Raw genomic sequence first — 20,756 nt, 5'->3', positions numbered from 1 at the left:
ATGCAATGAAAGGTGCGGGGGAAAAGCTTATCTTTGCAGTTTAAGCAAGTTTTTCTAAAAATAAGACGAAAACAGATATCTCCTATCGCTTTAGGGGAAAAACTACGCAAAGAAGCCGCAATATGTCAGAATATACCTCTTTAGATACCTTGGGCGAGTTCGGGTTGATCCGCCGATTGCAGGAAAACATTGAAATCCACCAGACTTCCACCGTACTGGGCATTGGCGACGATGCCGCCGTGCTGGAGCCGGGTCAGAAGCAGATTGTGGTCTCCACCGATATGCTGGTGGAGAACGTGCATTTTGACCTCACTTTTTGCCCGCTCAAGCACCTGGGCTACAAAGCAGTGGCCGTGAACGTCTCAGACATTGCCGCCATGAACGCCGTACCTACCCAGATTGTGGTGAGTCTGGCCATTGGCGCGCGCTACACCGTGGAAGCCATTGAGGAACTCTACGCCGGCATGCGCCTGGCCTGCGAGAACTACAAAGTAGACCTGGTGGGCGGCGATACCACGGCCTCAAGAGGCGGATTGGTGATCAGTGTAACGGCATTGGGCGAAGTGGAGAAAGGGAAAGCCGTGCTGCGCAGCACCGCCCAACTGAACGACCTCATCTGCGTGACCGGCGACCTGGGCGGTGCTTACCTGGGCTTGCAGTTGCTGGAGCGCGAAAAACAAGCGTTCCTGGCTGATCCTGAGACCCAGCCCGAGCTGGAAGGCAAAGACTACGTGATCGGGCGGCAGTTGCGGCCCGAGGCGCGCATGGACGTGATCCACGAGCTGAAGGAGCTGGGCGTACATCCCACATCCATGATTGATATCTCTGACGGATTGGGTTCAGAACTGCTGCACATCTGCTCGCAAAGTAGAGTAGGAGCGGCCATTTACCAGGACAAACTCCCCGCCGATCAGCAGACGCTGGAAACCGCCGAGGAATTCAAGCTGGACCCGGTGACCTGCATCCTGAACGGCGGCGAAGACTACGAACTGCTCTTCACCGTGAAAATGGCCGATTACGACAAAATCAGAAACCACCCAGACATCACCATCATCGGCAACGTGACCGATGCCGGCGAAGGCGTACGGCTGATCACCCCCAGCGGAAACGCTTTCCCCATCAAGGCGCAAGGCTGGAACCACTTCGGATAAGCGTTACTATTTCTTAAAAACAGCATCGCCCGGTAGGTTATCTACCGGGCGATGCTGTTTTTAAGTTGGTTTTTAGAAAAGGAAGCTTAAAGCGTTGCCAGGCGAAGAATGGAAAACACCTTCTTAGGAGGCTGTTTCCAAAAACGGAGTCACCGCCGTTTCCAGCATCTCCACCAGCTCCGCATCCATGAACAGGTAATCATCCGGGATGTCCAGCACTATAATTTCTTTGTCTCTGGCCACGGCCCCGAATCTGGAAATCAGTACCTGTTTGTGCTTTTTCTCCATCACGAAGATGAGATCGGCCCAGTCCAGCAGTTTGCCTGAAACCTTGGTGCGGGCGCTGTCGGCCGTGCCCGCCGACCGGAAGTGGTGGTCTGGATTTGCCTGAAAGATCTTCTCAGCGGTGGGGCTGCGCCATTGGTTTCGGCTGCAAACGAAGAGGACGTTCATGCCGACAACTTAATCCTCAGGGTAGGGCACGAACACGAAATTCATGAAATCGCGGTCAATCACAAAGAGGCAGCAGTATTCATCGGCATCGCGGTAGGCTTGCTGGAAATCCTCAATTTTGTCTTCCAGCACCAGTTGGCGGCCCACGAAATCCTCTAGGTAAGAGGCGTTGATGTTCCACTCCAGGTCGCGTTCCTCGGCGGCGATGATGAGTCCGCCAATCTTGGTCACTTCCCGCGAGAACACGAAAATAGGGTATTGGGAGATCTCCCGTTTCCGGATGAGGTAAGAGGCTTCTTTCAACGTGTCAGACACCTGCACAAAATCTTTGGTGATGGTGCCCAGGTATTTACCGTTCAGTTCTGGATCGTTCTGCATAATAGTATCATGTAACGCGTATCAGGTAGCACGTATTATCTTCATAAAGAGATGCGTTTAGGGGCTGTTTTCAGAAAAACGGCCCCTAAACGCAAAGGGTTTTCAGGTTTGATGTTTAGCTCCGCAACGTGAGCAGGGCCACGCTTTCTACGTGGTAAGTCTGCGGGAACATGTCAACTGGCTGAATCTTCACCACATCATATAACTCAGCGAGCATCTCCAGGTCGCGCGCCTGGGTAGAAGGGTTGCAGCTCACGTACACTATGCGATTGGCTTTCACCTCCAGCAGCTTCTTGATCACGTCTGGGTGCATGCCGGCGCGGGGCGGATCAGTGATGATCACGTCGGGGCGGCCGTGCCGGGCGAAGAGTTCGTCGGTGAGCACGTCTTTCATGTCGCCGGCGTAGAAGTGCGTGTTGGTGACGTCGTTGATCTGCGAGTTGATCTTGGCGTCTTCAATGGCGCTGGCCACGTACTCAATGCCTACCACCTGCGCGGCAGAACGGGCCACGAAGTTGGCGATGGTGCCCGCCCCGGTATAGAGGTCATACACGGTCTCGGTGCCGTTGAGCAGGGCGAACTCCCGCGTCAGTTTGTAGAGGTTGTAGGCCTGCTCAGAGTTGGTCTGGTAAAAAGATTTGGGCCCCACTCTGAACCGAAGCCCTTCCATCTGCTCATGGATGTACGGCTCGCCGTGGTAGCACACCACCTCCAGATCATGGAAGGTCTCGTTGCCTTTGCTGTTGACCACGTACTGGAGCGAGGTAATCTGCGGAAATTGCTGCAGCAAGTAATCCAACAGCGGCTGCAGCCAGTCCATCCGGTCCTGGAACACCTGCACAATCACCATCAAATCACCCGTGTTGGCGGTCCGGATGATGAGGTTGCGCAGAAAGCCTTCCTGCTTCACCAGATCGAAGAACGGCAGGTTGTGTTCCAGCGCGTATTCCTTCACCGCCAGCCTGATCTCGTTGGACGGCGCGGGTTGCAGGTAGCAGTGCCGCAGGTCTACAATCTTATCGAACCGGAGCGGGATGTGGAAGCCCAGGGCCCGGCGCTCTAGTTCCTCGCCGCTGTCAATCTGCTCCTTGGTCAGCCAGGCGTTGTCTGAGAACGTGAACTCCAGTTTGTTCCGGTAGAAACTCACCCTGTCAGAGGGTAGGATAGGCAGCATCTCATGGCCCGTGATCTTGCCAATGCGCTCAATGTTGTCGTTGACCTGTTTCTGCTTGAAGAACAGTTGCGTGTCATACGGGATGTGCTGCCATTTGCAGCCGCCGCACACGCCAAAGTGCTCGCAGAACGGCTGGGTGCGCATCTCTGAATACGCATGGAAGTGCACGGGCACCGCCTCCAGGTAATTCTTCCGTTTTTTGGTCACGCGCACGTCCACCACATCGCCGGGGGCTACGTCTGAGATGAATACCACCAGGTTGTCATGGCGGGAAATGCACTTGCCTTCGGCGGCCATCTCCTCCACCCGCAGCTGCGGGATCACCTCGTATTTATGTTTCTTTTTCTTGAATTTTCTCACAATACCGCAAAATTAAGAATAAAACGCTGCATCAGGGCTTTTTCTGAGGAAATGCGTTTTGCGGGCGTTTTCAGGAAAACAGGCCCAAAATGGAGAAGCGGAAAAAGCCGTTGCGTTCGGGAAAGCGCCTATGAATCTCGGGTAGCGATTTTAGCTCCTTAGGTTTTCTGTTTTTGAGGCGATTTTCGGGAATCAGGCCTTGGGATCTGCCTGCGCAGGGGAGACGCAGATGGTGCAGAAACTTATTGTAGATTTGCAGAGGCCGTCATGCGGCAGAAGAAGTTTTAGAACATGAAAGATAAAGTTGTGATTATCACCGGCGGATCGTCCGGAATAGGGAGGGCCTGCGCCCTGGCGTTTGGCCGGGCGGGCGGAAAAATCGTGATCTCGGCCCGCAATACCCAGAAGTTGCAGGAAGTAGGGCAGGAGCTGGCCTCTGCCGGCGTAGACTACCTGGCCGTGACCGGCGATGTCAGCCAGGAGGAAGATTGCCGCCGCCTGATTGACGAGACGGTGGCGCGTTACGGGAAGATAGATGTGATGCTGAACAACGCAGGCATCTCTATGCGCGCGCTCTTCCAGGACGTAGACCTGGACGTGATCCGGCAACTGATGGACATCAACTTCTGGGGAACCGTGTACTGCACCAAATACGCCCTGCCGTACCTCCTGAAAAGCAAAGGCTCGGTGATCGGGGTTTCTTCCATTGCCGGGTACCAGGGCCTGCCGGGCCGCACCGGCTACTCGGCCTCTAAGTTCGCGATGCAGGGTTTCCTGGGGTCGCTGCGCACCGAGACGCTGCACCAGGGCCTGCATGTGATGATTGCCTGCCCGGGTTTTACCGCCTCCAACATCCGGAACACCGCCCTGGCCGCCGATGGCCGTCAGCAAGGCGAGTCGCCGCGCGATGAAGGCAAAATGATGAGCGCCGAGGAAGTGGCCGGTCTTATTCTGGAAGGCACCCGCAAGCGCCGCCGCGAGCTGGTGATGACAAGCCAGGGGAAACTGACGGTGTTCCTAAGCAAATGGCTGCCCGGCCTCACGGATAAGCTGGTGTACAACCACATGAAGAAAGAACCAGACTCGCCGTTTAAATAGAACCTGTTTCGGGGCCGTTTTTCCTAAAAACGCCCCGAAACAGCCCAGGCGCTCCGCAAAGGAAAGTGAAGAGAGTTACTGGGCGCCCAGCGGTTGGGGAAGCAGCAGCAGGTTGTTTTTCCGGATGTACGCCGTCTGGTTTTTCCACTCAATGCGGTACCAGATGTCTTCCTCGCCCAGGATGTCCACTTTATGCCCCAGACTCACCGTAGCCACCAGCCCGGCCCCAGCTGACGGCGCAGTCATGATAGGAACGTTGCTGTTCTGGATGATGCCCTGCTGGTCCAGGCTGAGGAAATTGGTGAAGTAGAACAGGAAGCCCAGGTACAGCAGAAAGCCGCCTTTGGCTTCGATGCTGATCGGCTGCTTTCTGGTCCAGTTGCGGAGCAGCAGGGTTATGGCAATCACCGCTCCCACCAGCAGCAGTTCCAGAATCTGGGTGTAGTATTTGTAAAACTGGGTTTTGAAGAAATTCCAGTCTGTGTACTCATAACCTGAGAGGTGCTGTTGCAGTCCTACCTCCTCCATTTTCCGGAGCACCGATCTGGTGGGATGCTTGCTGTAGAACAGCTGCAGGTAGTGCATGGAGTGGGTGTATTGTTGCAGCCCCTCCTGGATGTAGGCCATCTTCAAGAGCATCTGGGGCGAGTAGAGGCGCTTCTGCGAGAGCAGTCGCTCATAAATGGTGAGGGCCTGGGTATACTGGTGTTGGTTGAACAAAGAATCTGCCTCCTGTAGCGATTTGGTAGAAGATTGAGCCATAACGGGTTGCGCCCAGGAGAGGCTCATTGCACAAAAAAGCAGACATAATTTGCGGAAAATGTTTGGCATTTACAGAAAGTGATTATACTTTTGCATCGCAATACGGGGGAACGCCCTGGCAAGCAAAGGTAGTAAAAAGATTCTGTAGCTCAGCTGGTAGAGCAATACACTTTTAATGTATGGGTCCTGGGTTCGAATCCCAGCGGGATCACTTGATTTCCAAAAGCCTTTCCGGCTCACCGTCGGGAAGGCTTTTTTTACCACCTTCTTTAATACCTGATTCTGTAGCTCAGCTGGTAGAGCAATACACTTTTAATGTATGGGTCCTGGGTTCGAATCCCAGCGGGATCACAAATGAAAAGCTCCATCTTAACAGATGGGGCTTTTTTTATGCCTTGAATACTTGGAAAAAGTTGATTTGTTCAAGTAACTCTTATGTCAGTCTATGGCTCTAGGGGGAAAGCAGAAGACAACCACAGGGCTTGCATTTGGTCAATTGGCATCCATTCTATGAGGCAAGTGCATGGCTAAACCCACGTTAAGAAGAGTTTAGCCATGGCACTAATAGAGCTTAACAAGTCAGTGTTCTCCTATGAGGGCCCAACTGGCATTCGGCCCGTTTTGGGAGCCTCCCATCTCTCGTAATTACTGTTATAAGAGTATATGCTGGCGATCTGGTTTTTAAGATTTGGCATGCGCTTCCATATAAGCCGTTGGAGGCACGCCGTACAGTTCTTTGAAGGCCGTAGAAAAAGAGGTCAGGTTGGTGAACCCTACCGCAAAGGCAACCTCAGAGATATTGAGGTGTTTGCTGGCCAGGAGGTCTGCCGCCTGCTGAAGGCGAATATTTCTGATGAAATTACTGGTAGACTGGTTGGTCAGTTCTTTCATCTTACGGTGTAAGTGCACGCGGCTGATCCCAATCTCCCGGGTAATCAATTCTATGTTCAAGGCCGGGTTATCAATGTTCTGGTTGATGATGTCTATGAGTTTATTCAGCAGTTTTTCATCGGCTGACTTCATGGTCACTTTCTGGACTTTGTCATGCTGGTGCTGATTGCCACTGAAGTTGTTGCGCAGCATTTTGCGGTTCTTGATGATGTTGTGAACCGTTGTTCTCAGGATTTCAATGTTAAACGGTTTCACCAGGTAAGCATCGGCGCCGGTACCCAAACCCTCCAGTTTGTCTTCTTCTTCTGACCGGGCGGTCAGGAGGATGACAGGGATGTGGTTGATGTTTACATTCTGTTTGATTTTCCGGCACAGGGTAATCCCATCCATTTCGGGCATCATCACATCACTGATGATTAGATCAGGTGTTTTGTTCAACAAAATAGAGAGCGCTTCTTTGCCATTGACACTCTCCGTCACCTGGAACTCCGTGGAAAGTTCCTCACAGATGTACCTCCTGATTTCTTCATCGTCATCTACTACCAAAACTTGGCTTTTTGCTTTGGGTTTAAGCTTAACTTCTTCCATGTCTGGAACCACCTGAATGACGGGCTCAGGCTTGGGCGCAGGAAGTGGTGTTTGCAGAAGTACTTCGGTCTTCAGGTGGTCTTTCCCTAACGGGAACCGCATGACAAAGCGAGCTCCTGGGCCTTCCTGGTTGCGTTCCGCTCTGATGCTGCCGTGATGGAGCTCTACAATGGATTTCGTCAGATGGAGCCCAATGCCCGTGCCGCCCACGAAATGATTATGGGCCGACTGTACTTGGTAGAAGCACTCAAAGATTTTCTCCTCCTCGCTTGCCTCAATGCCGATTCCGTTATCTGAAATGACAATCTCAAAGTAGTAGCGCAGTTCATTGGTGGCGGTTTCATCTTCGCCAGCACGAAGGTAAAGGTTGATTTTCCCGTTTTCGGGGGTAAATTTAAAAGCGTTGGCCAGCACGTTGAGGATCACCTTGTCAAATTGATTCGGGTCTACCCATGCCGGTAGCTGTTCCATTCTGTGGTGGAAGTGGAAGCCGATGTTTTTGGCCAGCGCTTGCTCCTCAAAGATGGCGCAGAGTTCCTGCAGGAAGCCAATGATCTCTGTTTCCTGGAACCGTAACTGCAGCTGTCCTTTGTCTATCTTGCGGACGTCCATGAGCTGGTTGATCAGACGTAAGATGCGGTCAGAGTTGCGCTTCATGGTGGCGTAGGACTTCTGGCGCTCCCGGTCTTTGTCTATGGACATCAGCTTTTTCAATGGGCTAATGACCAGGGACATGGGAGTGCGGATCTCGTGGGAGATATTGATGAAGAACTGCAGCTTGGCATCGTTGATCTGTTTTGCTTGCAGGTGTTCCTGCATCTTTTGGCGGGTGCGTTGCCGCTGCCGGATCAGCAGCACTCCTAAGAAGAAAACCGCTGCCAGTACAAGGGCGTAGAGCACCTTTGCCACGGTAGAGAAATACCACGCCGGAGAAATGATAATCGAAATCTCTTTTACGTTTGAAAGAACACTATAGTCTTTCGCCCGGACTTTGAAACGATAAGTACCGGGGGCTAGGTCCGTAAAGTTCACGGTGTTGGTTCCTGGGCGCAGGCTAACCCAACTTCCATCCTGCAAAGAGTATTGGTAAATGATCCTCTCCGGATTGGCAAAGTCCAGCGTAGATAACTCTATGCTGAAGGAGTTGTCTTTGTGCGAGAGGTGGAATTGGTCTGCTTCCATCACGGCCCTATCAACAATAGAGTAGCTACCAGATTTCATTCCTTTCTTCACTGCCTGGTTGTGCAGGTAAAAGCCTGTGAGGCGAACTTCCAGCTTTTTCTCCGGAGAAGAAATTACGTCAGGAATTTCTCTGGGCTGGAAGTAGGTGATGCCATTGATCCCACCAAAGAAGATTTGCCCTTTTCTGTCTACATAGGCGGCTCCTTTGCTGAACTCATTTCCCTGTAAACCATCGTTGGCATAATAATTCACGAACCGCCCTTCTGCAGCGTTAAACTTTGAAATGCCATAGTTGGTGCTGATCCAAAGATTGCCGCTCTCGTCTCCTTTGACCGCCCCGATGACATTGCTGGGGAGCCCATCTTCCGTGGTGAAGGACTTTATCTCCTTTGTTTTGCTATCCAGATACTTCAGCCCCTGTGAAGTGCCAATCCAGATGTTGCCCTTGGGGTCTTCAAACATGGAGTAGACAATTGTGCCGTGCAGCAAGCGGTTTACCCCGTGCGTGGAGGTAAAGCTTCTGGTTTTTAAGTCCAGGCAGCCAATGCCGTCATACGTCCCGATGTAAAGTTTATCCTTGCTTGTGAGCAGCAGACAGTTGATCCAGCGGTTGTGGAGTTGATTTTCAGTACCCGTGTTTGCCGATCCGGCAACGGCGTCATAGTGCGTGACCTTCTGCGAGCGTAAGTCCATCGCGAACAGACCGGCTCCCATGCTGGCGATCCACAGGGTCTTTTGTGGGTCTTCTGTGATACTATAGATACGCTCCACCAAATTGGAGTTCTCATCCCTAATGGAAGAGATATACTCGCATTTTCCCGTCTTGCGGTTTAGTTTCGCTAACCCATGTTGGTAGGAGCCCAGCCAGAGGTCTCTGTTGGAGTCTTCAAAAATGCTCATGATGGAAGAAGGCACCGAGGTAGGGTCGCTTGTGCGGCTGAAATGGGCTATCTGTTTGCCGTTTGAACCTAACCCGTATAAGCCATCACTGTCAGTACCAACCCAAAGCGTGCCTTGGTGGTCTTCAAAAATAGTCAGAATGGCATTGGAGCCGATGGTGTTGTTATTGATGGACTTATAACCAAGATACTTGAAGTTGCTGGCACTGGCGGGGAGCAGCATGACGCCTTTCTGGTAAATTCCCAACCACAGGTTGCCGGCCTGGTCTTCCAGGATGGAATGGACCTTAGACTTTTTAAATTCAAAAGTGGCCACATTGAAATTCCCTTCAGTGATCCTTTTGCTTTTAAGGTCATAAATCTTGACGCCTGCACCATCGGTGCCTAGGTAAAGCAGGCCTTTCTTCCCCAGGTGCATCGTGCTGATGGGTAAAGAAGGAGAGGGAGGGTAAGGAATCTTGGCAAAGCTGTCGGTGGCCTTGCTATGGACAAAGAGGCCATTGCTTGCACTGCTCACATAGACATTCCCCTCCTCGTCCTGGCAAATCCCGGTAATGGTATTCCGGGGGGAGTTTTCGGTTCCGGGAAAATACTTTCTGCGGCCATCTTTGCTGATGCGGAAGAGACCTTTGTCTTGGCTGCCTACCCAAAGGCTTTGGTCCCGGTCTTCAAAGAGATAATCAATAAGATCGGCGGGGATTTTCTGTTTGATTGGCTGAATCTTAGGTTTTCCCTCATCAAACGTTAGTGAGAAGACCCCGAAGCCTGAGGTTCCAATTAAGATCTCGCCATTCTGCCGTGCGGTTATGTTGAGTACGTGGGCATCGTACTCCTCGCTCCCCTTGGGGAGCAGGGGGATTCTTGTGAATGAATCTGTGGCATGGTCATAGAGTTGCAGGCCATTGTAGTACCCGATGAGCAGATGGCCTTTACTGTCCTCAAACAGGTGGCGGACATAGTTATTTAAGATAGACTGGGGAGACTTCTTGTCATGTCTGTAGATCGTGAATTTAGAACCGTCGTACTTGTTCAATCCATCCTGGGTGGCCACCCAGATGATGCCCTTGCTGTCTTGAAATACCTGATGGATGAGGCTGTTGGAGAGTTCCATATCCACGGAAAACATCTTTCCTGACTGGGCAGTCGCAGTACAGTGTAGCCAGAGGAGTAGAAAAAGAAGCTTTAGACGGATCTTCACTTAGAATGAAAATGAGGTATGGTATAGTATCATCACAAGCCACCTGCGGGAAGCTTGGTTTTTGCCTGGGCGTAGAACTCTTCCTCGATCTGAGAATAGAAGGATTAGCTATTTACTGAAAAATAATGGGATGTTAAAAGGATACTTGTGAAAATGACAATAATAGTCACTGCAACTGCTTTCCCGTTGAGATTTCCGTATTAACGCTGTTTTCTGAAAATCGGTCTCTAAACACGATCCTATTTGTTGGTTGATCCTACAGGGAAACCAACTGGGCGTTTGAGCAGCTTGTCATGAGTAGGTGTCAAAGACAAAGTCATTTTAGTGCTGGTTCTTGGCTCCTTCTTCACGACAAGCAGCTTTACAATACCTTAGCTGCGCTTGGGTAAAATGTTTATTATCACTTTCTTGGGTGAGCAAGTAAACAAATGGTCAGCGCATCCATTGGTTTGGATACATTTTAAAAAAAACGGCCCATAAACTGACCGAAAGGCTGCTGCAATAATTTCAAGGAAACTAACTTTATGGCAACAGCCAACGAACACCTCTATTTTCATTCAATCATAACAAGTGTTGCTATTCTAAGAACAAACTATGAGAAAGCTTTTACTAACGATCCTCACCATCTCCCTTATTATTACAACTTCCTGGGCCCAGGAAAAGGTGGAGGTCGCCCCTTCAGGGTTTGATAAACTCCGTCCAGAAATCCCGCATGGGAAGCTGGATACGATTGCCTACACTGCCAAACAACTGGGCACCAGCCGCAAAGCGTTGGTGTACACGCCGCCGGGTTATACCAAGAAAAAGAAATACCCGGTCCTGTACCTGCTACACGGCATCGGCGGCGATGAATTTGAATGGCTGCGCAACGGCCAGCCCCACATCATCCTGGATAATCTCTACGCCGAAGGAAAACTGGAACCTATGATTGTCGTGCTGGCCAACGGACGGGCTATGAAAGACGACCGGCCCGTCGGCAATGTCTTTGATAGTGTCAAGGTGCAGGCCTTCGCCGCGTTTGAAAAAGATTTGCTGGAGAACCTGATTCCCTTCGTGGAGAAGACCTACGCCGTAGACAAAGACCGGAAGCGCCGGGCTCTGGCCGGTTTATCCATGGGCGGCGGACAGTCCCTGAATTTCGGATTGAAGAACCTGGACACCTTTGCCTGGGTTGGCGGGTTCTCGTCGGCTCCCAACACGAAGATGCCAGCGGAACTGTTCCCCAATCCGGCGCAGGACAAAGGAAAACTACAGTTGCTCTGGCTTTCCTGCGGCGTGGAGGACAACCTAATGAACATCACCCAGCGCACCCATGAGTATCTGGAGCAGCATGACGTACCGCACGTGTACTACCTGGAGCCGGGCGGCCATGACTTCAATGTCTGGAAAAACGACTTGTACATGTTCTCGCAGCTCTTGTTCAAACCTGCCAAGACCACAAAGAACGCTAAATAAACCCTCGGCTTTACTGATTTTCCCAAGGCAGAAGAGTGCTTTTTAGCCCACAGGAGTTAGAACTGAGACTCTTTGTTTCGGCGCTCATTTTCGGAAAACGTCCCTAAAACAAAGGGCATCTATTCTCATAAGTACCAGCGAAGAACAGGTACTTGCAAGATGACTTCTAGCCGACTTTAAATCGAATTCATCAGATAGTTTACGCTCTACTAAGGTTGTATGCAGGGGAAGTTCACCACGAGAAAGCTGTATCTGACGCGATTTCCGAGAAACAGGCAGGAAACGTACTGTGTTTCATTTGCTTTGGTCAGAGTATGAATTACTTGTGCTGAAATCTGAGATGCGTTTTGCGCGTTCTGGAGGAGTAAATGTAACATGAGAACAAGCTTTTGGTACAGCTGGCGGGTTGGATGTAACACAAGATGTAACATATGAATCGTGGTTATAGATGCCTTCCCCGGTCGCTTAGTTACATTTGACTCTTGTGCCGCCTTGTGGTTGAACACTACCGCCGAGGTTAAGTAAGTGGGTCCATGTGGGGCGAGGCAAGTGCTGTAAATGCCCGATGAAACATTCGTAAATCAATCGCCCGAAGGCAACTGAGTTAAACCACCAAAAGAAATGAATAAGAAACCGATGTATAGCTGGGCAAGGGCCGCAATTCTTGGAGTTGTGCTTTTGAGTACGGCCTGCAGAACTGCCCAGAAAGAGACAAGTGAACTGACGCTGAAGGATGCGTTCAAAGGCAAATTCCATATCGGGACGGCGCTCAATGCGCAGCAGATCACGGGGCAGGATGCCGCTTCGGTGCAGGTGGTGAAAACACACTTCAACGCCATTGTGGCCGAAAACTGCATGAAAAGTGGGTTAGTCCAACCCCGCGAAGGACAGTTCAACTTTGACCTACCCGATCAATTCGTCAAGTTCGGGGAAGAGAACAACATGCTCATCAACGGGCACACGCTCATCTGGCACTCCCAGGCACCCCGGTGGTTTTTCACCGATAGCCTGGGCCGTGACGTGTCACGGGAGGTGTTGATTCAGCGCATGAAAACCCATATTCATACCGTAGTGGGCCGCTACAAAGGCCGGGTGCATACCTGGGATGTGGTGAACGAAGCCATTCTGGACGACGGTACCTGGCGGAAAAGCAAGTTCTACCAAATCATAGGGAAAGACTTCATCAAGCTCGCCTTCCAGTTTGCCCAGGAAGCCGACCCCAAGGCAGAGTTGTACTATAATGACTATTCCATGTCCATGCCTAAGAAAAGAGCGGGCGTAGTGGAAATGGTGAAAGAACTGCAGCAACAGGGCGTTAAGATTGACGGAATTGGCATGCAGGGGCACATCGGGTTGGATTACCCCACCTTAGAAGATTTTGAGAACAGCATCCTAGCTTTTTCTGGTCTGGGCATCAAAGTGATGATTACGGAACTGGACCTGACGGTGCTTCCCATGCCCAGCGGCAACATAGGCGCCGAGGTATCGGCTAATTTTGAGTACGACCAGAAGATGAACCCTTACGCCAAGGGATTGCCAGATTCTGTGAACCAGCGCTTTCAGCAGCGGTACCTTGATTTCTTCAAACTCTTTCTGAAGCACCAGGATAAAATCTCCCGCGTGACCCTGTGGGGCGTGAGCGACAAAGACTCCTGGCGCAACGGCTGGCCAGTACGCGGCCGAACCGATTATCCGTTGCTTTTTGACCGAGAAAACAAACCCAAGGCAGTGGTGAACGCCATCATTCAGGCTGCCCAACAATAAGCTCCGTATGCAGTTTCCAAAATTGAAAAGAACAGTTTCGCTATTTCTTTATTTATTAGTCAGCATTTCCTTCATGGCGCAGGCGCAAAATACTACCGTAAAGAGCCCTGACGGTCGGCTTCAGGTAGAGGTGCTTTTGCAGAACGGCCAGCCGCAGTACCGGGTAACCTACGCGGGGGAAACCATTCTGGAGAATTCGCCGCTGGGCCTGAAAACCAACCTGATTGATTATTCCAGTAACCTGACCCTGGAAGGCACGAAGCAAAACAAGATTGACCAGACCTACCAGCAGGAAAAATCCAAACGGTCGCAGGTGCATTACCTGGCTAATGAGCTGGAGTGCACGTTTGTGAACAAAGACAAGAAGGTGTTACAGGTGGTGTTCAGGGTAAGCAACAACGACATCGCTTTTCGGTACCAACTCCCTGAGCAAGGAGACCCGCGGGCGCTGGTGGTGGAGCAGGAAATGACTGGTTTCAATTTCCCAGCACAGGCCAAAGGCTTCCTGACGCCGCAATCTAAGTCCATGGTGGGTTTTGCCAGAACCAAACCCAGCTATGAGGAGGGCTATCAGGTGGAGCAGGACATCGCGGCCAAATCTGCGCATGGGTTAGGCTATACGTTTCCGGGGCTTTTCAGGGTAGGAACCCACTGGGCGCTTATCTCGGAGACTGGCGTGAGAGGTCTGTACTGCGGTTCTCACCTCAGCGACCCTACGCCAGACGGCACGTACACCATTGCTTTCCCAGACATCACGGAGAACAATGGGTTCGGGAGTACCGGGGCTGCCATCGGAGTGCCGGGCACTACGCCATGGCGCACCATCACGGTAGGCAAGGGTTTGAAGCCGATAGTGGAGACCACCGTCGCTAATGACGTGGTGGAGCCGCTGTACGAGCCTTCCATTAAATACACTTACGGCAAAGGAACCTGGAGCTGGATTATGTGGCAGGACCAAAGCATGAAGTACGAGGACCAGGTGACGTATATTGACTTAGCGGCGCAGTTGGGTTACCAGTTTATTCTCATTGACGCCCTATGGGACAAGAATATTGGGTACCCGCGCATTGAAGAACTCATCAAGTATGCGGCCTCCAAAAATGTAGGCGTCTTTCTGTGGTACAACTCCAACGGAACCGTCAATGACGCCCCCCAGACGCCCTTAAATAAAATGAATACCGCCATCGCCCGCAAAAAGGAGATGCAGTGGATGAAAAAGAACGGGGTAAAAGGCATTAAAGTCGATTTCTTTGGCGGCGACAAGCAGGAAACTATGCGCCTCTACGAAGACATCCTCTCGGATGCCAACGATTACGGACTGATGGTGGTGTTCCATGGGACTACCCTGCCCCGAGGATGGGAGCGTATGTTCCCCAATTACGTAGGCAGCGAAGCGGTGCTGGCCTCCGAGAACCTGATGTTCAGTCAGCACGCCAATGACCGGGAAGCCTTCAGTGCCACCTTGCACCCCTTCATCCGGAACGCCGTGGGCAGCATGGAGTTTGGTGGCGTGGTGTTGAACAAGCGCTACAACCGCACCAACAACGGCGGAAACCACCGCAAAACCACCGATGTGTTCCAGTTGGCGACCTCGGTGCTGTTCCAGAACCCGGTGCAGTTCTTCGCCCTCGCACCCAATAACCTGCAAGACGCCCCCGCCTTCGCGATTGATTTCATGAAGCAGGTGCCCACCACCTGGGACGATACCCGGTTCCTGGACGGCTACCCCGGTAAGTACAGCGTGCTGGCCCGGCAAAACGGCGCCAACTGGTACGTGGCCGGCGTGAACGCCCAGGCTGAGCCCATGAACCTGAAACTCAGTTTACCCATGTTTTCCGGAAAAGAGGTCGTTTTCTACGGCGATAACAAAGACGGCAGCAGCTACACCAAAAAAGTAAAAGTAGCCAAGAACGGAGAACTCAAAGTCACCATTCAGCCGCAGGGTGGTATTGTAGTGGTGGGCCAGTAATGGAAAACCAGCTTTGCGTTTGGGGCCTGCTTTTCTGAAAACGACCCCAAATCACGGAGTAATTACCTGTATTGAAAAGTTCTCAAAGAGTAGGAGAGTGTTCTATTTTATCGCTGTTTCGGACCTGTTTTTAGAAAATTAGGCCCGAAACAGCGCATGAGCCAAGCGCATTACCTGCTGTAAGCAACTTACCCCAAAAGGAGAGATTCGCACCATGCACAGATTGCAAAAGAAGGCTTTACGGATTCTTATCGGTTGTCTGACCATCCGTCTGGCTTTTCTGTGCAATGTGGTCACTGCTCAAACTTCGGCTCCCCTCAAGCTTTGGTACACGCAACCCGCCAAACAGTGGGTGGAAGCCTTGCCGGTGGGCAATGGGCGCTTGGGCGCCATGGTGTTCGGGAATCCGGTGCAGGAAACTATTCAGCTGAATGAGAACACGGTTTGGGCCGGCCAACCCAACCGCAACGATAACCCGCAAGCGAAAGAAGCCTTGCCCGAAGTCCGGAAACTGATTTTTGCGGGGAAGTATGCCGGGGCCCAGGAACTGGTGAACCAAAAGTTCATCAGCAAAACCTCCCACGGCATGCCGTATGAAACGGTGGGTAACCTGAAGCTTTCGTTTGAGGGGCATGAAAACTACACCCACTATTACCGGGAACTGGACCTAGAGAAAGCAGTGGTGACCTCCCGTTACCGCGTCAATGGGGTGAACTACCAAACGGAGGTCTTTTCCTCGTTCCCAGACCAGGTAATGGTGGTCAGGCTAACAGCCAATAAACCCGGTTCTATCACTTTCTCCGCCACTATGGACCGGCCCAAAAATGCCCAGGTTTCCACCCAAGGCAAGGATATGTTGCTCCTCTCAGGCAAAACCGGTACGGTGGATGGCGTAGAGGGCAAGGTTCAGTTTCAGGCCAAAGCCAAGGTGCAGGCCACCGGCGGAACGGTCCAAACCACCGGAACCAGTGTACAAGTGGAGCGGGCGAATGAGGTGACCATTTATATCTCCATCGCCTCCAACTTCAGGAACTACCAAGACATCAGTGGCAACGCCGGGGAACAGGCCGAAGCCTATCTTCAGAAAGCTTTGAACAAGAAGGTCAGCGCCCTCTACCAGGACCATGTGGCCGACTACAAGAAGTACTTCGACCGGGTAAGTCTTAATCTAGGGAAAACAGAGGCCGCTAACCTGCCCACTAATCAGAGAATAGAGAAGTTCAGGAATGGGAATGACCCTGATTTGGTTGCGCTGTATTTTCAGTTTGGCCGCTATTTGTTGATTTCGGCCTCCAGGCCCGGCGGACAACCCGCCAATCTGCAGGGCATCTGGAACGATCAGCTCACCCCGCCCTGGGACAGCAAATACACCGTGAACATCAACACGGAGATGAATTACTGGCCCTCGGAAATCACGAACCTCACGGAGTTGAACGAGCCGCTGGTGCAGATGGTGCGGGAAGTGGCAGAGTCGGGTCGGCAGACGGCCCAGGATATGTACGGTGCCCGAGGTTGGGTCCTGCACCACAACACCGATATCTGGCGCATCAACGGTCCCGTGGACGGGGCTTTCTGGGGCATGTGGCCCATGGGCGGCGCCTGGCTCTTACAGCACCTGTATGACAAATATTCGTTCTCCGGAGACAAAGCCTATCTGGCATCGGTGTACCCGGTTTTGAAAGAAGCATCGCGGTTTTTCCTGGATTTCCTGGTGACAGAACCCGTGAATCAATGGCTGGTGGTGGCTCCCTCTATTTCGCCGGAGAATGCGCCCGGCTTGCATCACCAGGCCTCCATCGCGGCGGGCACCACCATGGACAACCAACTGGTGTTTGACCTGTTCAGCAAAACCATCAAGGCGGCGGAAGTGCTGCAAACCGATGGGGCTTTCGCGGCGGAACTGAAGGCAAGTCTGCAAAAGCTGCCGCCCATGCAGGTAGGCAAGTGGGGCCAACTACAGGAGTGGATGGCTGACTGGGACAACCCGAAGGACAATCATCGGCACGTTTCCCATTTGTATGGACTTTACCCGTCTAACCAGATATCTCCGTACCGTATGCCGCAGTTGTTTGCGGCGGCCCGAATGTCACTTCAAGCCCGGGGAGATGAGTCTACCGGTTGGTCGATGGGCTGGAAAGTGAACCTGTGGGCTCGCCTACTGGACGGAAACCACGCCCTCAAACTGATTCAGGACCAACTCACGCCCTCCATCCAACCAGACGGCGAGCAGAAGGGTGGCACTTACCCGAACTTGTTTGATGCGCATCCGCCGTTTCAGATTGACGGAAATTTTGGGTGTACCGCCGGGATTGCCGAGATGCTCCTGCAAAGCCAGGACGGGGCCATTCACCTGTTGCCCGCTTTGCCAGACGCTTGGCAGAAAGGCAGCATCAAAGGACTCCGGGCTCCGGGCGGGTTTGAGGCGGATTTAAAATGGGCCGATAATAAGCCGAGTGAAGTGATGGTCCGGTCGGCTTTGGGCGGTACCTGTCGAGTGAGGTCGTATTACCCGCTCACGGGCAAAGGCCTGCAAAAAGCAAAGGGAACCAATACGAATCCTTTTTACCAGGTCCCGGCCACCAAAGAACCGCTTATAGCCTCGGGCGCTAACCTGAAAAGTACGCCCGCCAGAACTGTCTATGAATATGACCTTGCCACCAAAGCCGGTAAGAGTTACACGCTGCGTCTGGCCAAATAAAGGATGCCTGGTTTGGGCCTGTTTTACAGAAAATGGCCTTAAAACAGATTCAAAGCAGGATTTCCCCGAAATTGTATAAAGGCTTCTAAACCGAAGCGACAAAGTATTTAATTAAAACCTAACGAGTACTAACATGAAATATAAAAGAAGCTTTTCCGTGCTGGCCGTCCTGTTTCTGATGCACACGGCGGCCTTTGCCCAAGACCCAAATTTCTACATCTTTCTGTGCTTCGGGCAATCCAACATGGAGGGCCACGCCAAATTTGAACCGCAGGACACCACCGCCAACAACCGGTTTAAAGTTTTGGAAGCGGTGGATTGCCCCGAACTGGGAAGGAAAAAAGGCGAATGGTACCCGGCTACCCCACCGCTGGCCCGATGCAACACCGGTCTTACTCCCGCCGATTACTTCGGCCGCACCTTGCTCGCTACCCTTCCGGAAAACATCAAAGTAGGGGTCATCAATGTGGCGGTGGGAGGCTGCAAAATAGAGCTGTTTGAAAAAGGCACCTATCAATCTTATGTGGCTACGGCACCTGACTGGATGACGGCGGCGCTGGTACCCTATGACAAGAACCCCTACGGCCGTCTGGTGGAAATGGCAAAGCTGGCCCAGAAAGATGGCGTTATTAAAGGCATTTTGATGCACCAGGGAGAGTCCAACACCGGTGATGAAACCTGGCCAAGTAAAGTAAAAGGCGTGTACGACAACCTGATAAAAGACCTAAACCTCAATCCAAAAAAAGTGCCTTTGCTGGCCGGCGAAATGGTGAGCAAGGAGCAGGGAGGCAAATGCGCGAGCATGAACACCATCATCGCCAAACTGCCTCAGGTAATACCCAACGCCCATATCATTTCTTCGGAAGATTGCCCGGCCGTGGCCGACCAACTGCATTTCAGCGCTGAAGGATACCGAAAGCTGGGCAGAAGATACGGAGCTAAGATGCTGTCTTTACTGGGCTATAAAAACGTCAAGGCTGAGTAACAAAATAGCGTTATAAGGAAGGTGATAATTCCTATTTAACCTGCGCGGGTTTGCAGAATAGCAGCAGGATTTAGTGAAAACGAAGAAGCGTCTGAACCTCTCGGTGTAAGCTACTGGCCGCGGCGCTATCTTCTTAAAAGAGAATATGGATTTTATGATGAAGAACCTTTTCCAACTAGGCTTCCTGGCCTTGGTCTATCTCTGTCTGGCGTTGCCTGCAGTAGGACAAGGGGCCAAGAACCCTATCATCCACGCCGATGTGCCGGATATTGCCATCATTCGGGTAAAAGACACCTATTACATGAGCAGCACCACCATGCACATGAGCCCGGGCGTGCCCATCATGAAGTCAAAAGACCTGGTGAACTGGAACCTGGTCGGCTACGCTTATGATACCTTGGCAAATGTGGATGAACTGACGTTCACGAACGGGAAAAGCACCTACGGAAGAGGCTCTTGGGCCAGCAGCTTGCGGCACCACAACGGCACCTACTACGTGACCACCTTTGCGCAAACCACCGGCAAAACGCACGTGTACACCACCAAAGACATTGAGAAAGGCCCCTGGAAAGCGATTTCCTTTAGCCCATCTTACCATGACCATACGCTTTTCTTTGAGGAAGACGGGCGAGTGTTCCTGATTTACGGCGCCGGCAAGCTGAGAATGGTAGAGCTCCAGGCCGACCTTTCCGGCCCGAAACCAGGCACGGACCGGGTGCTGATTGAGAACGCGAGTGCACCTGCTGGTTCTAATATCAACCTCCAAGCCGAGGGGTCGCAGCTTTTCAAGGTCAATGGCAAGTACTACCTCTTCAACATCACCTGGCCCAAGGACGGCGTGCGGACGGTCATCGTGCATCGGGCAGATAAAATCACCGGACCCTATGAGGGCCGCCTGGCTTTACAGGATAAAGGCGTGGCCCAGGGCGGATTGATTGACACGCCAAATGGCGATTGGTACGCGTACCTGTTCCGGGACTATGGCGCGGTAGGGCGCATTCCGTATCTGGTGCCAGTGAAATGGGAAAACGGCTGGCCCGTTTTAGGGATTGACGGCAAAGTGCCCGATGCCCTGAACTTGCCCGCCAGCAAAGGCCTTATGCCGGGCATTGTGGCGTCGGATGAGTTCACCCGCAAGAAAGGCGGGGCGGCCTTGCCGTTGGTGTGGCAGTGGAACCACAACCCAGACAACAAACTTTGGTCCGTCACCAAACGGAAAGGCTACCTGCGGCTGAGCACCGGCCGGGTAGATACGTCCTTCCTGCTGGCCCGGAACACGCTGACCCAACGCACCATCGGGCCGGAGAGCACCGGCGCTACGCTCCTTGACGTGTCCAAGATGAAGGACGGCGATTTTGCCGGATTGGCGCTCTTGCAGCAGCGGTACGGGTTAATCGGGGTGAAATTCGAAAACGGGGCCAAATCCATCGTGGCAATCAACGTCCAGTCGGGGAGGCCGGTGGAGGTAGGGCGGGTTCCGCTGCAACAAAATAAGGTGTATTTGAAGGCCGAATGTGATTTCAAAGAGCGGAAGGACGAGGCGAATTTCTTTTATAGCCTGGACGGAAAGACCTGGACAAAAATCGGCTCGCCGCTGAAAATGGCCTACACGCTTCCGCACTTTATGGGCTACCGTTTCGGGCTGTTCAACTACGCCACCAAAGCACCGGGTGGGCAGGTAGATTTTGATTATTTCCGGATAAACGGGCAAATAACACAAGCAGAATAATTACCCGTTTCAGCAATACAGA

13 protein-coding genes and 2 tRNA genes are annotated in these 20,756 nt (G+C 52.2%); 10 read left to right on the top strand and 5 right to left on the bottom strand.

Translation table 11 applies throughout. The features are described from left to right. The first annotated feature begins 122 nt into the window (after window positions 1-122). Window positions 123-1,151 carry a thiamine-phosphate kinase gene (gene thiL, locus H7U12_RS02725; protein WP_186632513.1) on the top strand — a complete coding sequence of 343 codons (1,029 nt, stop codon included), beginning with the start codon at window positions 123-125 and terminating at the stop codon, window positions 1,149-1,151. 123 nt (window positions 1,152-1,274) lie between these two features. Here thiL and H7U12_RS02720 read toward each other — a convergent pair whose 3' ends face one another. The 3 genes from H7U12_RS02720 to rlmD form a co-directional block, all read right to left on the bottom strand. Next, window positions 1,275-1,604 (bottom strand): low molecular weight protein tyrosine phosphatase family protein, encoded by a 330-nt coding sequence (locus tag H7U12_RS02720; RefSeq protein ID WP_186632510.1) that lies wholly within the window; start codon window positions 1,602-1,604, stop codon window positions 1,275-1,277. A 9-nt stretch (window positions 1,605-1,613) separates the two neighbouring features. Further along, window positions 1,614-1,982, bottom strand: coding sequence for a hypothetical protein (locus H7U12_RS02715; protein ID WP_186632507.1), 369 nt, complete (start codon window positions 1,980-1,982; stop codon window positions 1,614-1,616). A 115-nt stretch (window positions 1,983-2,097) separates the two neighbouring features. Beyond that, window positions 2,098-3,516, bottom strand: coding sequence for a 23S rRNA (uracil(1939)-C(5))-methyltransferase RlmD (gene rlmD / locus H7U12_RS02710; RefSeq protein ID WP_255897496.1), 1,419 nt, complete (start codon window positions 3,514-3,516; stop codon window positions 2,098-2,100). 291 nt (window positions 3,517-3,807) lie between these two features. Here rlmD and H7U12_RS02705 point away from each other — a divergent pair, with 291 nt between their 5' ends. After that, window positions 3,808-4,614 (top strand): SDR family oxidoreductase, encoded by an 807-nt coding sequence (locus H7U12_RS02705; RefSeq protein WP_186632504.1) that lies wholly within the window; start codon window positions 3,808-3,810, stop codon window positions 4,612-4,614. Between the two features lie 75 nt (window positions 4,615-4,689). Here H7U12_RS02705 and H7U12_RS02700 read toward each other — a convergent pair whose 3' ends face one another. Further along, window positions 4,690-5,376 carry an SH3 domain-containing protein gene (locus H7U12_RS02700; protein ID WP_241749063.1) on the bottom strand — a complete coding sequence of 229 codons (687 nt, stop codon included), beginning with the start codon at window positions 5,374-5,376 and terminating at the stop codon, window positions 4,690-4,692. 138 nt (window positions 5,377-5,514) lie between these two features. On the opposite strand from H7U12_RS02700, the gene H7U12_RS02695 reads away from it, so the two are divergent. After that, window positions 5,515-5,587, top strand: a tRNA-Lys gene (locus H7U12_RS02695). A 67-nt stretch (window positions 5,588-5,654) separates the two neighbouring features. Beyond that, window positions 5,655-5,727, top strand: a tRNA-Lys gene (locus H7U12_RS02690). 330 nt (window positions 5,728-6,057) lie between these two features. On the opposite strand, the gene H7U12_RS02685 is transcribed toward H7U12_RS02690, so the two are convergent. Beyond that, window positions 6,058-10,047, bottom strand: coding sequence for a hybrid sensor histidine kinase/response regulator transcription factor (locus H7U12_RS02685; RefSeq protein ID WP_206683856.1), 3,990 nt, complete (start codon window positions 10,045-10,047; stop codon window positions 6,058-6,060). Window positions 10,048-10,728: 681 nt separating this feature from the next. On the opposite strand from H7U12_RS02685, the gene H7U12_RS02680 reads away from it, so the two are divergent. The 6 genes from H7U12_RS02680 (at window position 10,729) to H7U12_RS02655 (ending at window position 20,734) form a co-directional block, all read left to right on the top strand. Next, entirely contained in the window at window positions 10,729-11,589 is an 861-nt protein-coding gene (locus tag H7U12_RS02680) for an alpha/beta hydrolase (RefSeq protein ID WP_186632493.1), read from the top strand. 621 nt (window positions 11,590-12,210) lie between these two features. Beyond that, complete coding sequence (locus H7U12_RS02675; RefSeq protein WP_206683855.1) at window positions 12,211-13,353, top strand: endo-1,4-beta-xylanase; 1,143 nt, start codon at window positions 12,211-12,213, stop codon at window positions 13,351-13,353. A gap of 73 nt (window positions 13,354-13,426) precedes the next feature. Beyond that, window positions 13,427-15,322, top strand: a complete 1,896-nt coding sequence (locus H7U12_RS02670) for a glycoside hydrolase family 97 protein (RefSeq protein WP_186632489.1) — start codon at window positions 13,427-13,429, stop codon at window positions 15,320-15,322. A gap of 214 nt (window positions 15,323-15,536) precedes the next feature. After that, a complete protein-coding gene (locus H7U12_RS02665) occupies window positions 15,537-18,020 on the top strand; it encodes a glycoside hydrolase family 95 protein (RefSeq protein WP_186632486.1) in 2,484 nt (827 codons plus the stop codon). A 133-nt stretch (window positions 18,021-18,153) separates the two neighbouring features. Then, window positions 18,154-19,005, top strand: a complete 852-nt coding sequence (locus tag H7U12_RS02660) for a sialate O-acetylesterase (protein ID WP_186632483.1) — start codon at window positions 18,154-18,156, stop codon at window positions 19,003-19,005. A 157-nt stretch (window positions 19,006-19,162) separates the two neighbouring features. Next, complete coding sequence (locus H7U12_RS02655; protein ID WP_186632537.1) at window positions 19,163-20,734, top strand: glycoside hydrolase family 43 protein; 1,572 nt, start codon at window positions 19,163-19,165, stop codon at window positions 20,732-20,734. The last annotated feature ends 22 nt before the right edge of the window (window positions 20,735-20,756 follow it).

The sequence above is a fragment of the Rufibacter sediminis genome (assembly GCF_014269285.1).
In the GTDB taxonomy this organism is placed as follows: domain Bacteria; phylum Bacteroidota; class Bacteroidia; order Cytophagales; family Hymenobacteraceae; genus Nibribacter; species Nibribacter sediminis.
The sequence above is the reverse complement of the archived record's forward strand: the minus strand, read 5'-3'. Positions and strand labels throughout refer to the sequence as shown.

Coding starts and splice junctions, on each gene's coding strand:
- H7U12_RS02680 (WP_186632493.1), top strand. CDS start 10,729: ATGAGAAAGCTTTTACTAACGATCCTCACCATCTCCCTTATTATTACA.
- H7U12_RS02655 (WP_186632537.1), top strand. CDS start 19,163: ATGAAGAACCTTTTCCAACTAGGCTTCCTGGCCTTGGTCTATCTCTGT.
- H7U12_RS02705 (WP_186632504.1), top strand. CDS start 3,808: ATGAAAGATAAAGTTGTGATTATCACCGGCGGATCGTCCGGAATAGGG.
- H7U12_RS02660 (WP_186632483.1), top strand. CDS start 18,154: ATGAAATATAAAAGAAGCTTTTCCGTGCTGGCCGTCCTGTTTCTGATG.
- H7U12_RS02700 (WP_241749063.1), bottom strand. CDS start 5,376: ATGGCTCAATCTTCTACCAAATCGCTACAGGAGGCAGATTCTTTGTTC.
- H7U12_RS02675 (WP_206683855.1), top strand. CDS start 12,211: ATGAATAAGAAACCGATGTATAGCTGGGCAAGGGCCGCAATTCTTGGA.
- H7U12_RS02720 (WP_186632510.1), bottom strand. CDS start 1,604: ATGAACGTCCTCTTCGTTTGCAGCCGAAACCAATGGCGCAGCCCCACC.
- H7U12_RS02670 (WP_186632489.1), top strand. CDS start 13,427: ATGGCGCAGGCGCAAAATACTACCGTAAAGAGCCCTGACGGTCGGCTT.
- H7U12_RS02665 (WP_186632486.1), top strand. CDS start 15,537: ATGCACAGATTGCAAAAGAAGGCTTTACGGATTCTTATCGGTTGTCTG.
- thiL (WP_186632513.1), top strand. CDS start 123: ATGTCAGAATATACCTCTTTAGATACCTTGGGCGAGTTCGGGTTGATC.
- H7U12_RS02715 (WP_186632507.1), bottom strand. CDS start 1,982: ATGCAGAACGATCCAGAACTGAACGGTAAATACCTGGGCACCATCACC.
- H7U12_RS02685 (WP_206683856.1), bottom strand. CDS start 10,047: ATGGAACTCTCCAACAGCCTCATCCATCAGGTATTTCAAGACAGCAAG.